This is a genomic window from Blautia fusiformis (assembly GCF_020686995.1).
GTDB classification, from domain to species: Bacteria; Bacillota; Clostridia; order Lachnospirales; family Lachnospiraceae; genus Blautia_A; species Blautia_A fusiformis.
Genome location: NZ_JAJEPT010000003.1, coordinates 126226 through 138878 on the forward strand (window position 1 = coordinate 126226; position 12653 = coordinate 138878).

Below are 12653 nucleotides of genomic sequence, written 5' to 3' on the forward strand. Positions count from 1 at the left end.
TACGAATTTGATACGAAAATCCCCGGAAGTGGTCGAGACTTCCGGGGGTTCTTGTTCCGTTTATGTAAGGTGGTTTAATCCTTTAGGCTGTTACTGCCTGTCGTTTCTGTCCAGCCTAGCCACAGTTGCCATAACAGAAACAAAGAAAGTAATTATAGAACTTGTCATAGGACTTTACATCCTTTCAGCTGGAGGTTCGGCAGCAACAGCATTATAGCATGTTCAAAACAAAAATGGTATAATATTATAAATTGTCAAGAATATCAGCAATCTCCTGCTGCTTGTTGGGATAAAACTCACAATGTCGAGGAAATCGCAGAGGGGACGCGCATGTGACATTTGTGTTAATTAAGAGGAATGCTATAGAAAATATTGTAGAGATAAATGAATGTGGGGGGGGAAAAATATGGTATACACATGCAAATATAAATCGCTAATCGGAGATATTTTACTTGCTGCAGATGAAATCGGACTTACCGGTTTGTGGTTTGAAGGACAGAAATATTTTGCAAATACACTTCCGGAAGATTATGTTCCACAGGAAACGAAAATTCTCACAGAAGCAAAAAAATGGCTGGATGTATATTTCTCCGGTGAAGAACCGAACTTTACTCCACCACTTCATCCGAACGGTTCAACATTCAGAAAGGCAGTGTGGCAGATTTTACTGGATATTCCCTATGGACAGACGATTACATATGGAGAAATTGCGCGCAGAATTGCAGTGATGAAAAACACTTCCCATATGTCCGCCCAGGCAGTAGGCGGTGCGGTTGGACATAATGAAATTTCCATTATCATTCCCTGCCATCGAGTCATAGGAACAAATGGAAGCTTGACGGGCTATGCCGGAGGAATTGACAAAAAAATTTCACTTCTTAAGCTGGAACATACAGATATGAGCCGTTTGTTTATTCCAAAGAAAGGAACTGCACTGTAAAACTCAGGCTGAGAGGACGGTCTGGTACAGGCGTCCACGAAAAGACAGATATTTTATTTATGAAAGCATGCTATGAAAATTGCCAGCAGGATTTCGGAGGAATAATTATGGGAAAAATACTGGATGAAGATTTAATCTACGAGATACTGTCCGTGGTGGAAGAGATACCTGAGGGAAAAGTGGCCTCCTACGGACAGATCGCACGGCTGATCGGGCGGGATAAAAATTCACGTCTTGTAGGAAAAGTCTTAGGTATGGCAGAATTTTACGGGAAGTATCCCTGCCACAGAGTTGTGAACCATGCAGGGCGTACTGCACCAGGCTGGAGAGAGCAGAAGATGCTTCTGGAAGACGAGGGTGTGGAGTTTAAGGCAAATGGATGTGTAGATATGAAGCAGTATCAGTGGGAGGAGTAGTGTTTTATGAATTGTAGAAATATGATGCAGATCCCGGAGCTTACAGAAGTTCTGAAGCTGAAAGCAGGGGAAAATGGTCTGGAGTAGTTTGTCCGATGGTGCTATTTTGCAGACTGCCTGCAGTGCATCAAAAGTGAATACAGGATTGAATAACTATATCCATGGAGGAGAATTCGTAGTTCTGACAAATCCCAGTGTCACCGACGACAGCCGGAAACTCGTGCTGGAGGAAAAGGACAGAAACGCCGCAGAGCAGCTGTCTTCCTCTATTCTGGATGCAGAACATTTAAGCCGAGAGCGTGTGATGGCACAGGCCAGATATCTGAACCTTGCACCGCTTACCATGACCGATGAGCAGATGGAGAAAGGTCTTGAGATCTTTGAAGACTCTCTGAAAGAGGCATTGGAAGCATAGATTAATAGAACGTTACTCTGCAACAGAAAAATAAAACATACTTGACAAACCATAAATTCCTCATATAATTATCAATAGTAATTAACTAAGATAATTATATAAGGAGTTTTTTTATGACAAATGAAAAGATCAAGCGGATGTTTGATGCGTTTTATCAGGCGAAGCGGATCCGGGATATGCTTCCGCCACTGCCGCAAGGGGTGATGCCGTCCTATATTCAATATCTGGATGTGATCCACTCTCTGCAGAAGGAAAAAAAAGATATCAGGATTTCCGATCTCAGTGACGCCATGAACCTGCCGCGTCCCGGTGTCACCAGAACAGTGAAAGAAATGGAGGCAAAGGGATATCTTCAGAAGCTCATGTCTCCGGATGACGGGCGCGTTACTTACATCTCTATAACAGAAAAAGGAGAGAATCTTTCCAGAAAGTATGACCAGGATTATTTCAGCAGTCTGGCACCCTATCTTTCAGAGATTTCCGAAGAAGAAGCAGACAGTATGATCCGGACCATCGGGAAATTTTATCAGATCATGTGTGACAGGAGGGAACATTATGACAAGTGATAAGGCAGATTTTACCCAGGGAAATATTCTGAAGAAGCTGGTTGCATTTATGATGCCGGTACTCGGTGCGCTGATCCTGCAGGCTGCCTATGGTGCGGTCGATCTTCTTGTAGTTGGAAGATTCGGTTCCACATCCGGACTGTCAGCGGTTTCCACCGGAAGTCAGGTACTGAATCTTGTTACCTTTGTAGTGATCCAGTTTGCTATGGGTATCACAGTTCTGATCGCACGTTATCTTGGAGAAAAAAGACCGGAGCAGATCGGCTCTGTTATCGGTGGGGCTGCGATCGTTTTTACCATGATATCTGTCGTGCTGTTTATTGTTATGGTAGGCTTTGCACATCCGATCTCCGTGCTGATGCAGGCACCAGACGAAGCGGTAGTGCTGACTGCATCTTATGTACGGATCTGTGGCAGCGGAATTTTCTTTATTGTCGCGTATAACCTACTGTCTGCTATTTTCCGTGGCCTTGGTGACAGCAAATCTCCGTTGCTGTTTGTGCTGGTGGCATGTATTGTAAATGTGATCGGAGATCTGGTACTGGTAGCCGGGTTACATATGGATGCAGCAGGAGCAGCTATTGCTACGGTTTCTGCTCAGGCCTTAAGTGTTGTATTTGCAGTAGTTCTGTTGATAAAGAAGGAGCTTCCTTTTACCATCACAAAGAAAGATTTCCGGTTGAATCCCCAGTGCAGACGTTTTCTAAAGATCGGACTGCCGCTGGCACTTCAGGAATTCCTGACGCAGATTTCATTCCTGGCCTTGTGCGCATTTGTCAACCGCCTGGGTCTGGAAGCATCCTCCGGTTACGGAGTTGCATGTAAGATCGTAAACTTTGCCATGCTGGTTCCAAGCTCTCTGATGCAGTCCATGGCTTCCTTTGTTTCACAGAACGTAGGAGCCGGAAAGCCGAAACGTGCGAGAAAATCCATGCTTACGGGAATTGGAGTTGGCCTGTTTGTGGGATGCCTGGTATTTATCCTGATCCTGCTGAAGGGTGATGTGCTGGCAGGATTCTTTTCAACAGATGCCGGCGTTATCCAAAAGGGCTTTGATTATCTGAAGGGGTTTGCTCCGGAGACACTGGTAACGGCTGTTCTGTTCAGTATGATAGGCTATTTCAACGGAAACAACCAGACCATATGGGTTATGGTCCAGGGCCTGATCCAGACGCTTCTGGTACGACTTCCAATGGCGTACTTTATGAGTATCCAGCCGGATGCCAGCCTGACAAAGATCGGTCTTGCAGCACCGGTATCTACCACAGTGGGAATCATTCTGAACATCGGATTCTTTCTGTACTTTACCCGTGTGAAAAAAGAAATTGTTTCGGAAGAATGACCGGATAAAGGGATGTAAATGAGAGGGGTGATATGATATAATCAGAATCACCCCGGCAGAGGTGATGGTACTGACCCTGAAATAGCTGCCGGAATCTTGACAGCTGTAAAGGAGGAGGACAGGATGATTTGCGGGATGACGTATTTTCAGATATGTCTGTATTTTTTGTTTTATTCTTTTGGAGGATGGGTCGTTGAAGTTATCTTCCATGCAGTAACCTTAGGAAAGGTTATAAACCGGGGATTTCTCAACGGTCCGGTATGCCCGGTGTATGGATTTGGTGTACTTTCCGTGTTTGCATTGCTTAATACGCTTCAGAGCGGCGGACATCAGATGAGTGAGGGAATGATCTTTCTGTTTGGAATCGTTCTTGCAACTGCGGTGGAGCTGGTTGCCGGATGGCTTCTGGATGTATGCTTCCATGCAAGATGGTGGGATTATTCAAATAAGCCGCTGAATTTTCACGGCTATATCTGTCTTGAGTTTTCCCTGATATGGGGACTTGCCATTGTGATGGTCGTAAAGGTTTTTCAGAAGTATGTGGAGCGTCAGGCTTCTCATACACCTTCCACACTGGAATGGGTTGTTATGGCAATTCTGTATGCGGTGTATCTGGCTGATCTTATTGTAACAGTGGCGGTGATCCGCGGACTGAATAAGAAGCTTACCCGACTGGATAAGGTACGTGCGGATCTGCGGATCGTGAGTGATAAGCTCAGTGATACTCTGGCAACAACTACCATTGATACAGCACAGAAGGTGGGAGAAGGAAAGGTTCAGGTTGCTCTTGCTAAGGCAGAGCTCAGAGATGCGACTGTGGCTCAGAAAGAAAGATCTGCCGAAATGCTTCGGATGAAGAAAGCGGAGCTTCAGGCACAGTTTGATGAGCTGTCAAGCTCTATCACAAACCATACGGTATTCGGTCAGGGAAGAATCATTAAGGCTTTCCCGGAGATGAAGCACAGAGATTATTTTGAACTGATCCAGGAACTGAAGAAAAAACTCAGATAAGAAAAATGAAACGCGATAAAGAGGCAGCAGGAAATGTTGGAAATTTCCTGCTGCCTCTTTTGGAGTATCAAAATTTCTGCTTATCGGATTCGTTTCTTTATCATTGGTCCGATGATCATGGCGATGATCATTTTTATGAGATCTGCCGGGATAAACGGAATTACACAGATTCCAAGAGCTGCTTTGAAAGTGGAATCTGCAACGATGCAGAACCATACAGTTCCGAAAAGATAGCATACAATTGTTCCTGCGATCATACCAACGAGCTGGATCAGAGGTTTATGGCAGTTGTCAATTACCAGTCCGGCAATAACAGCCATAACGATAAAGCCGATGATGTATCCGCCTGTAGGACCGGCCAGCTTTGCAGGGCCGCCGGTAAATCCGGAAAATACCGGAAGACCTACAAGTCCAAGCAGAAGATAGATCAGATAGCTGATGGTTCCTTTTTTCCATCCGAGAAGATACAGGGACAGATAAATGGCAAGATTGGTAAATGAGATCGGAACCGGACCGATTGGAATGGACAGCGGCGCAAGAATACAGGTGACAGCTGCCATAAGAGCGGTCATGGTGATCTCGTAGGTTTTTGTACGTGGTGCAGAGACAGTATTTGTCTGGTTCATATTAAAAGAGCCTCCTTTGAAAAAGGTAATATATTTACTGGTTCGGGTAAGCAATGAAATGCTGTAAGTGTGTATGACAGGTCATATGTCTATAAGGATGCTTACGCAGATTCAATCTCATAGGTAAATCCTGCATCCGTAATGGTTTTCAGAGTGTCTTCGATTCCCTGACCACCTTCTGTAAGATAACCGGAAGCAAAAATAGAGTCTACAACACTGAGCAGTTTTTTTTCTTCGCCTTTAAAATAAATTTCTCTTCCGGCAGCACATCGGATATCTGCTTTAGGTACAAGAAGTCTTGCCAGGCAGAGGACCTTCATACAGTATTCTGTTGTCAGCTGGGAAATATCTGCATTTCCGAGAGGAGTTCCCTTGATCGGAAGAAGAAAGTTGATCGGCAGTGCTTCCGGCTGGATCTCACGTAATTCCAGAAGCATGTCAACAACGTCTTCCTTACTTTCACCCATGCCAATGATACCGCCGCTGCAGATCTCGAAACCAAGTCCCTGAAGCATATGGATATTCCGTACACGCTGGTCAAAGGTATGTGTACTGCAGATATTATGATAAAAGGAACGGCTGCTGTTCAGGTTATGATTGATCCGGTCAAGACCAGCCTCTTTGAGCATTTTTGCCTGGTGCTCTGTGAGAAAGCCTATGGAGCAGCAGAGATGAGTTCCGTGTTCTTTCATTTTGCGGATCCTGCGGGCCAGCTCCTCGATTTCTTTATCTGTAAATTTCATACCACTCAGTCCGATACAATGTCTGGATAAATGATAATCATTTACGAAATCATTGTCCTGATATAATTTGTCTTCATCTACCCATTTGTATTTATCAATATCGGCAGTGGAACGACATGACTGGGCACAGTAGGCACAATCCTGGGAACAGTTACCGCTGCGGGCATTGGTAAGGATGTGGATGCTTACCCGGTTTCCCTTATATTTGTAACGTAAACTGCTGGCACGGTCGATCAGTGCCTCAAGTTTTTCGTCCGGAGTATCTAAAATTGCAATGGCTTCATCTCTGGAAAGCGATGGAGCTTCTTTTTCGCATGCTGCAGTGTTCATGTCAATACCTTCCTTTTGATTTTTTTGTACGGGTATCACTTTATCACATAGAAATATCTATTGTCAACCATAAATATAAAATGAGTTTACAATTAAAAACTGTAGTATTAAGGTATTGCTTAGACTTATCAAAGCAGGTAATTTCCTTGATTCGGTTAAAATAATTCTCAATTCAATATCATATCTTTATAAAATCTTAATACGAAAGCAGAGACTTTTATACTATCTTTGAAAGTAGTTATATATAATAAAATGCATTACGAGGATAGCACTGTTAAAAGTATTGATAAGGAGTTCTGATCATTTATGCCGGAAAAATCATATAAGAAAAAACATATGACATCTTTTCAGCTGATTATCATGGGGTTTGCAGGAGTGATCCTTTTGGGAACCGTTCTGCTGATGCTTCCATTTTCTTCTGCGGAGAAAGTGATCACACCATTTCATGAGGCACTTTTTACAGCCACTTCGGCGGTATGTGTTACAGGTCTTGTGGTAAAGGACACTGGAAGCTACTGGTCCCTGGCAGGCCAGACGATCATTCTTGCACTCATACAAACAGGTGGGCTTGGAGTAGTGACTGTGGCTGCGTCTGTTTCCCTTCTTTCCGGAAAGAAAATATCCCTCATGCAAAGAAGCACCATGCAGGATGCAATTTCAGCACCTAAAGTTGGAGGAATCGTCAGACTGACAAGGTTTATTTTGAGGGGAACATTTTTGATCGAAGCTGCAGGGACGGTGTTGCTGCTGCCGGTTTTTATGGGAGATTATGGAAAAAAGGGAATCTGGATGTCAGTTTTTCATTCAATCTCTGCTTTTTGTAATGCCGGCTTTGATATTCTGGGGACAGATTCCAGTATGTTTCCATCGCTGACTGGGTATTCAGGAAATATACTTATAAATCTGGTAATTATGCTGTTGATCATTACAGGAGGAATCGGTTTCCTCACATGGGATGATATTTATACAAACAAACTGAACTTTAAACGCTACCGCATGCAAAGCAAGATCATTCTCATGACTACCGCATGTCTGATCTTATTTCCGGCAGTCTTTTTCTATATCTGTGATCTGACAAAATTACCCATGGGAAAACGCCTGTTAGCAGCAACGTTTCAATCGGTAACGACAAGAACTGCCGGATTTAATACTATAAACATTTCAGAGATGAGTGAGGCATCAAAAGCAGTTATGATATTGTTAATGCTAATTGGTGGTTCACCGGGATCTACAGCAGGTGGAATGAAAACAACAACTTTTTCAGTACTTATTTTAAATGCAATTGCGACATTTCGAAGTCAGGAAAATGCAGGAGCTTTTGGGCGAAGACTTGAATATCATGTGATAAAAAATGCAGCGACAATAGCCATGTTATATTTTGCCTTGTTCTTTGGCGGCGGAATAGCGATCAGTGTGTACGAAGGCCTTCCACTTTTAGATTGTCTGTACGAAGCTGCTTCAGCTGTTGGTACGGTAGGTCTGACTCTGGGAATTACACCGGAACTTCATATTTTTTCACAAGTCGTGTTGATCATACTGATGTACTTGGGACGTGTAGGTGGTCTGACCCTGATCTATGCGGTATTTTCCGGAAGAAATAAGGGAAATGCAAAGCTTCCTCTGGAAAAAATCACAGTTGGATAAGAAGGAGAAAAATAATATTATGAAAAATGTATTGATTATTGGACTTGGAAGGTTTGGAATACATATTGCCATGCAGCTCAATCAGCTGGGACATGAAGTTATGGCAGTTGACTGGAAGGAAGAAAGAGTGGACAAAGTACTGTCGTTTGTGACGAATGCTCAGATTGGTGACAGTACCAATGCTGAATTTTTACAGTCCCTTGGAATTGGAAACTACGACATTTGTTTTGTGACCATTGGAGACAGCTTTCAAAATTCTCTTGAAACAACATCCCTTCTAAAAGAACTGGGCGCAAAATTGGTGATATCCAGAGCTGAACGTGATGTTCAGGAAAAATTTCTTTTACGCAATGGTGCCGATAAGGTAGTTTATCCGGAAAAGCAGGTGGCAAAATGGGCCTCCATCCGTTATACAGATGATCATATCCTGGATTATATGGAGGTGGACGCTTCCCATGCAATTTTTGAAGTGGAAGTGCCGGAAGAATGGGTTGGAAAAACAGTGGGCGGACTTGACATCAGAAAACGCTACAATATTAATATCCTGGCAGTAAAAAATGAAGAGGAATTCAGTATTGCAATTTCACCGGAAACATATTTTGCAGAGAATGATAAATTACTGGTATTAGGAGAATACAGAGCTCTTCAGAAGTGCTTCCGCATATAGCTCATTGCCATGAAGAAAAAATTTTGACCACAGAACAGCTGCGTGATATAATTCCAGAAAACAGCAGTAGAAGGAGAATGACAGAATGAGCTTGAAAATGGAGGATACAGTAAAAAACAGAACCTATCCGAAACGGCCATTTGCATGGTATGTGGAAAAACCGTCTGCAAAAGATTACTTGCTGACGGTTTTTATATTTGCAGTATGCACTTTGATCGGCCTGCTGTTTCAGAAACTGGATCTTACAGATACAAATATTGTAACGATATACATTTTGGGCGTATTGATCACTTCGATCGTGACAGATGGTTATCTTTGCAGTGTAGCCGGCTCCTTTTTAAGTGTATTCTTATTTTGCTTTTTCCTGATGGAGCCAAGGATGTCTTTTGAGACATATGCGGTGGGATATCCGGTGACATTTTTCATAATGCTTATTTCGTCCGTACTTACAGGAACCCTTGCGGCAAAGCTGAAAATGCATGCAAAGCTGTCTTCACAGATTGCCTTTCGCACACAGGTTCTGTTTGATACGGATCGTCTGCTGCAAAAGGCAAAAAGTGAGACAGAAATCCTCGGAGTTACCTGTACACAGCTGATACGCCTGTTAAACCGCAGCATCACGGCATATGTTGTGGAAAATGGAACTTTATCAGAAGGAAAGCTTTTTTCCGGGGAAAAAGAGAGCACAGAGGATTTTCTGACACAGGAAGAACAACAGGCGGCCAGATGGACTTATGAAAACAGACAGCGTGCCGGCGCATCCACACAGTATTTCTCACAGGCAAAATGCTTATATCTGGCAATTCGAAGCGGGAATAATGTTTATGGCGTAATCGGGATCCCTCTGCAGAAAGAAACACTGGACTCTTATGAATACAGCATCCTGCTGTCTGTAATAAATGAATGTGCACTTGCAATGGAGAATGTACAAAATGCCATAGAAAAAGAAAAAAATGCGGTTTTAGCAAAAAATGAGCAGCTGCGTGGCGATCTTCTTCGGGCAATCTCCCATGACCTGCGTACTCCGCTTTGTTCTATTTCCGGAAATGCAGATATGCTTCTCAGTAACAGTGACCGTCTGGATGAAGCTACAAGGTATCAGATCTACACGGACATTCATGAGGATTCAGAGTGGCTGATCGGAGTTGTGGAAAATCTGCTTTCCATTACCAGGCTCAATGATGGAAGATTGAAGTTTAAATTTACGGATCAGCTTTTGGATGAGGTAATAGCAGAGTCACTCCGACATATCAGCCGGAAGCATGATGAGTATAAGATCGTGGCGGACTGTGAAGAACTTGTTCTTACACGTATGGACGTGCATCTTATTATACAGGTTCTGGTAAATTTGATCGATAATGCGATAAAATATACGCCGTCAGGCTCTGTCATCAGCATTCGGGGGTTCAAAAAAGCCGGGAAAGCACAGGTAAGCGTGGAAGATAACGGCCCCGGGATCCCGGATGAAATGAAGCCACATATTTTTGAGATGTTTTATACAGGGAAAACAACCGTTGCAGACAGCCAACGGAGTCTGGGGCTTGGCCTGGCACTTTGCCGCTCTATCATAGAAGCTCACGATGGAACACTGGTTCTTTCAGATCATGCTCCGCATGGATGTAATTTTACTTTTACTTTACCATTAAGCGAGGTGACATTAAATGAATAAGACATTAATTCTGGTGGTTGAGGATGACAGACCCATACGGAACCTGATCGTTACCACATTAAAAACACATGACTATAAATATCTGGCTGCAGAAAATGGAGCTTCAGCCATTTTGGAGGCTTCATCACACAATCCGGATATCGTTCTTCTGGATCTGGGCCTTCCTGATATGGAAGGAGTAGAGGTAATAAAGAAAATCCGTACCTGGTCGAATATGCCGATCATCGTGATCAGTGCCAGAAGTGAAGATATGGACAAAATAGAGGCACTGGATGCGGGTGCAGATGATTATATCACAAAACCATTTTCAGTAGAAGAATTACTTGCGCGTATCCGTGTCAGTCAAAGGCGGCTTGCCATAACGCAGGCAGGAAAACAGCCGGAAACCTCTGTTTTTGAAAATGGAGGATTAAAGATAGATTATACGGCTGGCTGCACATTCCTGAAGGATAGAGAACTGCATCTGACGCCCATTGAGTATAAGCTGCTCTGTCTTTTATCCCGTAATATTGGAAAAGTATTGACACATACATATATTACTCAGCAGATCTGGGGACGCTGCTCGGAAAACGATGTTGCTTCTCTCAGGGTCTTTATGGCAACACTGCGGAAAAAACTGGAGCCTGAAAAAAACGGTGTACAATATATCCAGACGCACATAGGAATCGGATATCGCATGCTCAGAATCGAGAAAACTGAGCAGGAAACCAAAAAAGATAGCATTAATCCTCAAACGATAATATAATCATCTCATATGATGACAGTTTTTTTCTATAGTAAAGATCACAGAAAAGGACGGAAACAGACGATGAAGATCATGGGGATTGATATCGGCACAACAACAGTCAGTGTCGTAATGACAGATACAGAAACGGGAAAGCTGCTTGCAAAGGAAACAGTGGAGCATAATTCTTTTCTGCGGAGCAGTAAGCCGGAACAGAAGCTGCAGGATCCGGAACGGATCTATGAAATCGTCCGGGAGCTTCTTATAAAGCAGCAGAAGGAGAATGGTTTGCCAGATGGAATAGGGTTTACAGGGCAGATGCATGGAATGCTGTATGTGGATGCTTCCGGCAAGGCAGTGAGTCCTCTCTATACCTGGCAGGATGGAAGCGGAGAGATTCCGCTGGAAAACGGAAAAACCTGTGCAGAGCTTTTGCAGGGAGTAGGTGCGGCAGCGTCCGGATATGGTGTAGTGACACATTTTTATCTTCAGAAGAAAGATCAGATCCCGAAGGATGCTGTAAGGATGACGACGATCAGTGATTATATTGCTATGCGGCTGTGTGAAAATACTGTCCCTGTTATCGGACTTGACATGGCGGCAAGCTGGGGCTGCTTTGACCTGCGAAAACAGGAGTTTCTGTATGAAGCCCTGGAGCAGGCCGGCGTAGATACTTTTTATCTGCCGGAAGTAAGAAAGGGACATTTTTTAGTCGGAGAAACAAGAGCCGGTGTGCCGGTAATGGGATCGATCGGTGACAATCAGGCGAGTCTGTTTGGTTCCGTCCGGGATCTTAAAGATACCGTACTCCTGAATGTGGGAACCGGCAGCCAGGTTTCCTTAGTGACAGAGAAGTTTATAGAATGCAGCGGCAGTGTGGAGCTTCGCCCCTGTACCGAAAACAGCTATATCCTCGTGGGAGCTTCCCTGTGCGGTGGTCGTGCGTATGCGATGCTGGAACAGTTTTACAGAGAAACTGCAGAAACTGAAGAAAGACTGTATTCCCGGATGCAGGAGCAGGCAGAAAAATTTATTGAAACATACGGAAAAGAAGCTGCATGGAAAGTAGATACAGCTTTTTCAGGGACAAGAAGTGATCCGTCTCACACGGGCATGATCGCAGGAATCGGTGTAGAGAATTTTCATCCTGGTGCACTGACGGTCGGTGTGATCTGTGGGATCCTTAACGAACTGCATGAGCAGTATGAGCAGATGTGTCAGCTCACCGGAAAAAAGGCCACACGCCTGACTGGCTCCGGAAACGGAATTCGCCGAAACCCGCTGATGAGAAGACTGGCAGAAGAAATGTTCAAAATGCCGATGGAGATTCCTGAATATGAAGAAGAGGCTGCATATGGAGCTGCACTTACTGCGGGAAAGTTGGTTGCGGCAATGTAAGAAAAATTTTGTTTGACTTTTTGAAAAAGAGGCAATATAATTACAAGAAACGAGTAGCAAGTAAGCGTAAATCCAGTTTACCGGCTACTCGTTTTCATTTTACAAAAATGAATATCGCCATGAAAAAGTGTGTAGCGTGTCAGCGTAAGTCCAGCTTATATG

Annotated in this window: 13 protein-coding genes; 11 read left to right on the plus strand and 2 right to left on the minus strand. The window is 43.8% G+C overall.

Annotated features, from left to right (window positions below; all coding sequences use genetic code 11):
* The first annotated feature begins 406 nt into the window (after positions 1 to 406).
* The 6 genes from LKD46_RS04115 to LKD46_RS04140 all read left to right on the plus strand — a co-directional run bounded on the left by LKD46_RS04115 (position 407) and on the right by LKD46_RS04140 (position 4690).
* Complete coding sequence (locus LKD46_RS04115; protein ID WP_110102908.1) at positions 407 to 940, plus strand: methylated-DNA--[protein]-cysteine S-methyltransferase; 534 nt, start codon at positions 407 to 409, stop codon at positions 938 to 940.
* A 107-nt stretch (positions 941 to 1047) separates the two neighbouring features.
* The gene (locus LKD46_RS04120; RefSeq protein ID WP_015527257.1) at positions 1048 to 1356 is read left to right on the plus strand and encodes an MGMT family protein; all 309 of its coding nucleotides are present in this window, start codon (positions 1048 to 1050) and stop codon (positions 1354 to 1356) included.
* Between the two features lie 73 nt (positions 1357 to 1429).
* Positions 1430 to 1771, plus strand: a complete 342-nt coding sequence (locus LKD46_RS04125) for a hypothetical protein (RefSeq protein ID WP_227573834.1) — start codon at positions 1430 to 1432, stop codon at positions 1769 to 1771.
* A gap of 113 nt (positions 1772 to 1884) precedes the next feature.
* A complete protein-coding gene (locus LKD46_RS04130) occupies positions 1885 to 2337 on the plus strand; it encodes a MarR family winged helix-turn-helix transcriptional regulator (RefSeq protein ID WP_173739032.1) in 453 nt (150 codons plus the stop codon).
* Entirely contained in the window at positions 2327 to 3679 is a 1353-nt protein-coding gene (locus LKD46_RS04135; RefSeq protein WP_227573835.1) for an MATE family efflux transporter, read from the plus strand. The genes LKD46_RS04130 and LKD46_RS04135 overlap by 11 nt, the downstream gene beginning before the upstream one ends.
* A gap of 123 nt (positions 3680 to 3802) precedes the next feature.
* Positions 3803 to 4690: a putative ABC transporter permease gene (locus LKD46_RS04140; protein ID WP_118753015.1), complete on the plus strand. Its 888-nt coding sequence runs from the start codon at positions 3803 to 3805 to the stop codon at positions 4688 to 4690.
* An 80-nt stretch (positions 4691 to 4770) separates the two neighbouring features.
* On the opposite strand, the gene LKD46_RS04145 is transcribed toward LKD46_RS04140, so the two are convergent.
* Both LKD46_RS04145 and bioB read right to left on the minus strand, forming a co-directional pair.
* A complete protein-coding gene (locus LKD46_RS04145; protein WP_015527251.1) occupies positions 4771 to 5316 on the minus strand; it encodes a biotin transporter BioY in 546 nt (181 codons plus the stop codon).
* A 101-nt stretch (positions 5317 to 5417) separates the two neighbouring features.
* Positions 5418 to 6389 carry a biotin synthase BioB gene (gene bioB, locus LKD46_RS04150; protein WP_227573836.1) on the minus strand — a complete coding sequence of 324 codons (972 nt, stop codon included), beginning with the start codon at positions 6387 to 6389 and terminating at the stop codon, positions 5418 to 5420.
* A gap of 306 nt (positions 6390 to 6695) precedes the next feature.
* On the opposite strand from bioB, the gene LKD46_RS04155 reads away from it, so the two are divergent.
* From LKD46_RS04155 to LKD46_RS04175, 5 genes are all read left to right on the plus strand, one after another.
* The gene (locus LKD46_RS04155) at positions 6696 to 8033 is read left to right on the plus strand and encodes a TrkH family potassium uptake protein (RefSeq protein WP_227573837.1); all 1338 of its coding nucleotides are present in this window, start codon (positions 6696 to 6698) and stop codon (positions 8031 to 8033) included.
* 19 nt (positions 8034 to 8052) lie between these two features.
* On the plus strand, positions 8053 to 8700 hold the full coding sequence (locus LKD46_RS04160; protein WP_118063961.1) for a potassium channel family protein: 648 nt from the start codon (positions 8053 to 8055) through the stop codon (positions 8698 to 8700).
* An 85-nt stretch (positions 8701 to 8785) separates the two neighbouring features.
* Positions 8786 to 10369: an ATP-binding protein gene (locus LKD46_RS04165; RefSeq protein WP_227573838.1), complete on the plus strand. Its 1584-nt coding sequence runs from the start codon at positions 8786 to 8788 to the stop codon at positions 10367 to 10369.
* The gene (locus LKD46_RS04170) at positions 10362 to 11114 is read left to right on the plus strand and encodes a response regulator (RefSeq protein WP_227573839.1); all 753 of its coding nucleotides are present in this window, start codon (positions 10362 to 10364) and stop codon (positions 11112 to 11114) included. The genes LKD46_RS04165 and LKD46_RS04170 overlap by 8 nt, the downstream gene beginning before the upstream one ends.
* Before the next feature lie 63 nt (positions 11115 to 11177).
* On the plus strand, positions 11178 to 12491 hold the full coding sequence (locus tag LKD46_RS04175) for a sedoheptulokinase (RefSeq protein ID WP_227573840.1): 1314 nt from the start codon (positions 11178 to 11180) through the stop codon (positions 12489 to 12491).
* Positions 12492 to 12653 lie beyond the last annotated feature (162 nt).

What these genes read in the sequence shown, in the direction of transcription:
- LKD46_RS04130 (WP_173739032.1), top strand. Translation starts at nt 1,885, where the DNA reads ATGACAAATGAAAAGATCAAGCGGATGTTTGATGCGTTTTATCAGGCG.
- bioB (WP_227573836.1), bottom strand. Translation starts at nt 6,389, where the DNA reads ATGAACACTGCAGCATGCGAAAAAGAAGCTCCATCGCTTTCCAGAGAT.
- LKD46_RS04155 (WP_227573837.1), top strand. Translation starts at nt 6,696, where the DNA reads ATGCCGGAAAAATCATATAAGAAAAAACATATGACATCTTTTCAGCTG.
- LKD46_RS04135 (WP_227573835.1), top strand. Translation starts at nt 2,327, where the DNA reads ATGACAAGTGATAAGGCAGATTTTACCCAGGGAAATATTCTGAAGAAG.
- LKD46_RS04120 (WP_015527257.1), top strand. Translation starts at nt 1,048, where the DNA reads ATGGGAAAAATACTGGATGAAGATTTAATCTACGAGATACTGTCCGTG.
- LKD46_RS04115 (WP_110102908.1), top strand. Translation starts at nt 407, where the DNA reads ATGGTATACACATGCAAATATAAATCGCTAATCGGAGATATTTTACTT.
- LKD46_RS04125 (WP_227573834.1), top strand. Translation starts at nt 1,430, where the DNA reads ATGGTCTGGAGTAGTTTGTCCGATGGTGCTATTTTGCAGACTGCCTGC.
- LKD46_RS04140 (WP_118753015.1), top strand. Translation starts at nt 3,803, where the DNA reads ATGATTTGCGGGATGACGTATTTTCAGATATGTCTGTATTTTTTGTTT.
- LKD46_RS04165 (WP_227573838.1), top strand. Translation starts at nt 8,786, where the DNA reads ATGAGCTTGAAAATGGAGGATACAGTAAAAAACAGAACCTATCCGAAA.
- LKD46_RS04145 (WP_015527251.1), bottom strand. Translation starts at nt 5,316, where the DNA reads ATGAACCAGACAAATACTGTCTCTGCACCACGTACAAAAACCTACGAG.
- LKD46_RS04160 (WP_118063961.1), top strand. Translation starts at nt 8,053, where the DNA reads ATGAAAAATGTATTGATTATTGGACTTGGAAGGTTTGGAATACATATT.
- LKD46_RS04170 (WP_227573839.1), top strand. Translation starts at nt 10,362, where the DNA reads ATGAATAAGACATTAATTCTGGTGGTTGAGGATGACAGACCCATACGG.
- LKD46_RS04175 (WP_227573840.1), top strand. Translation starts at nt 11,178, where the DNA reads ATGAAGATCATGGGGATTGATATCGGCACAACAACAGTCAGTGTCGTA.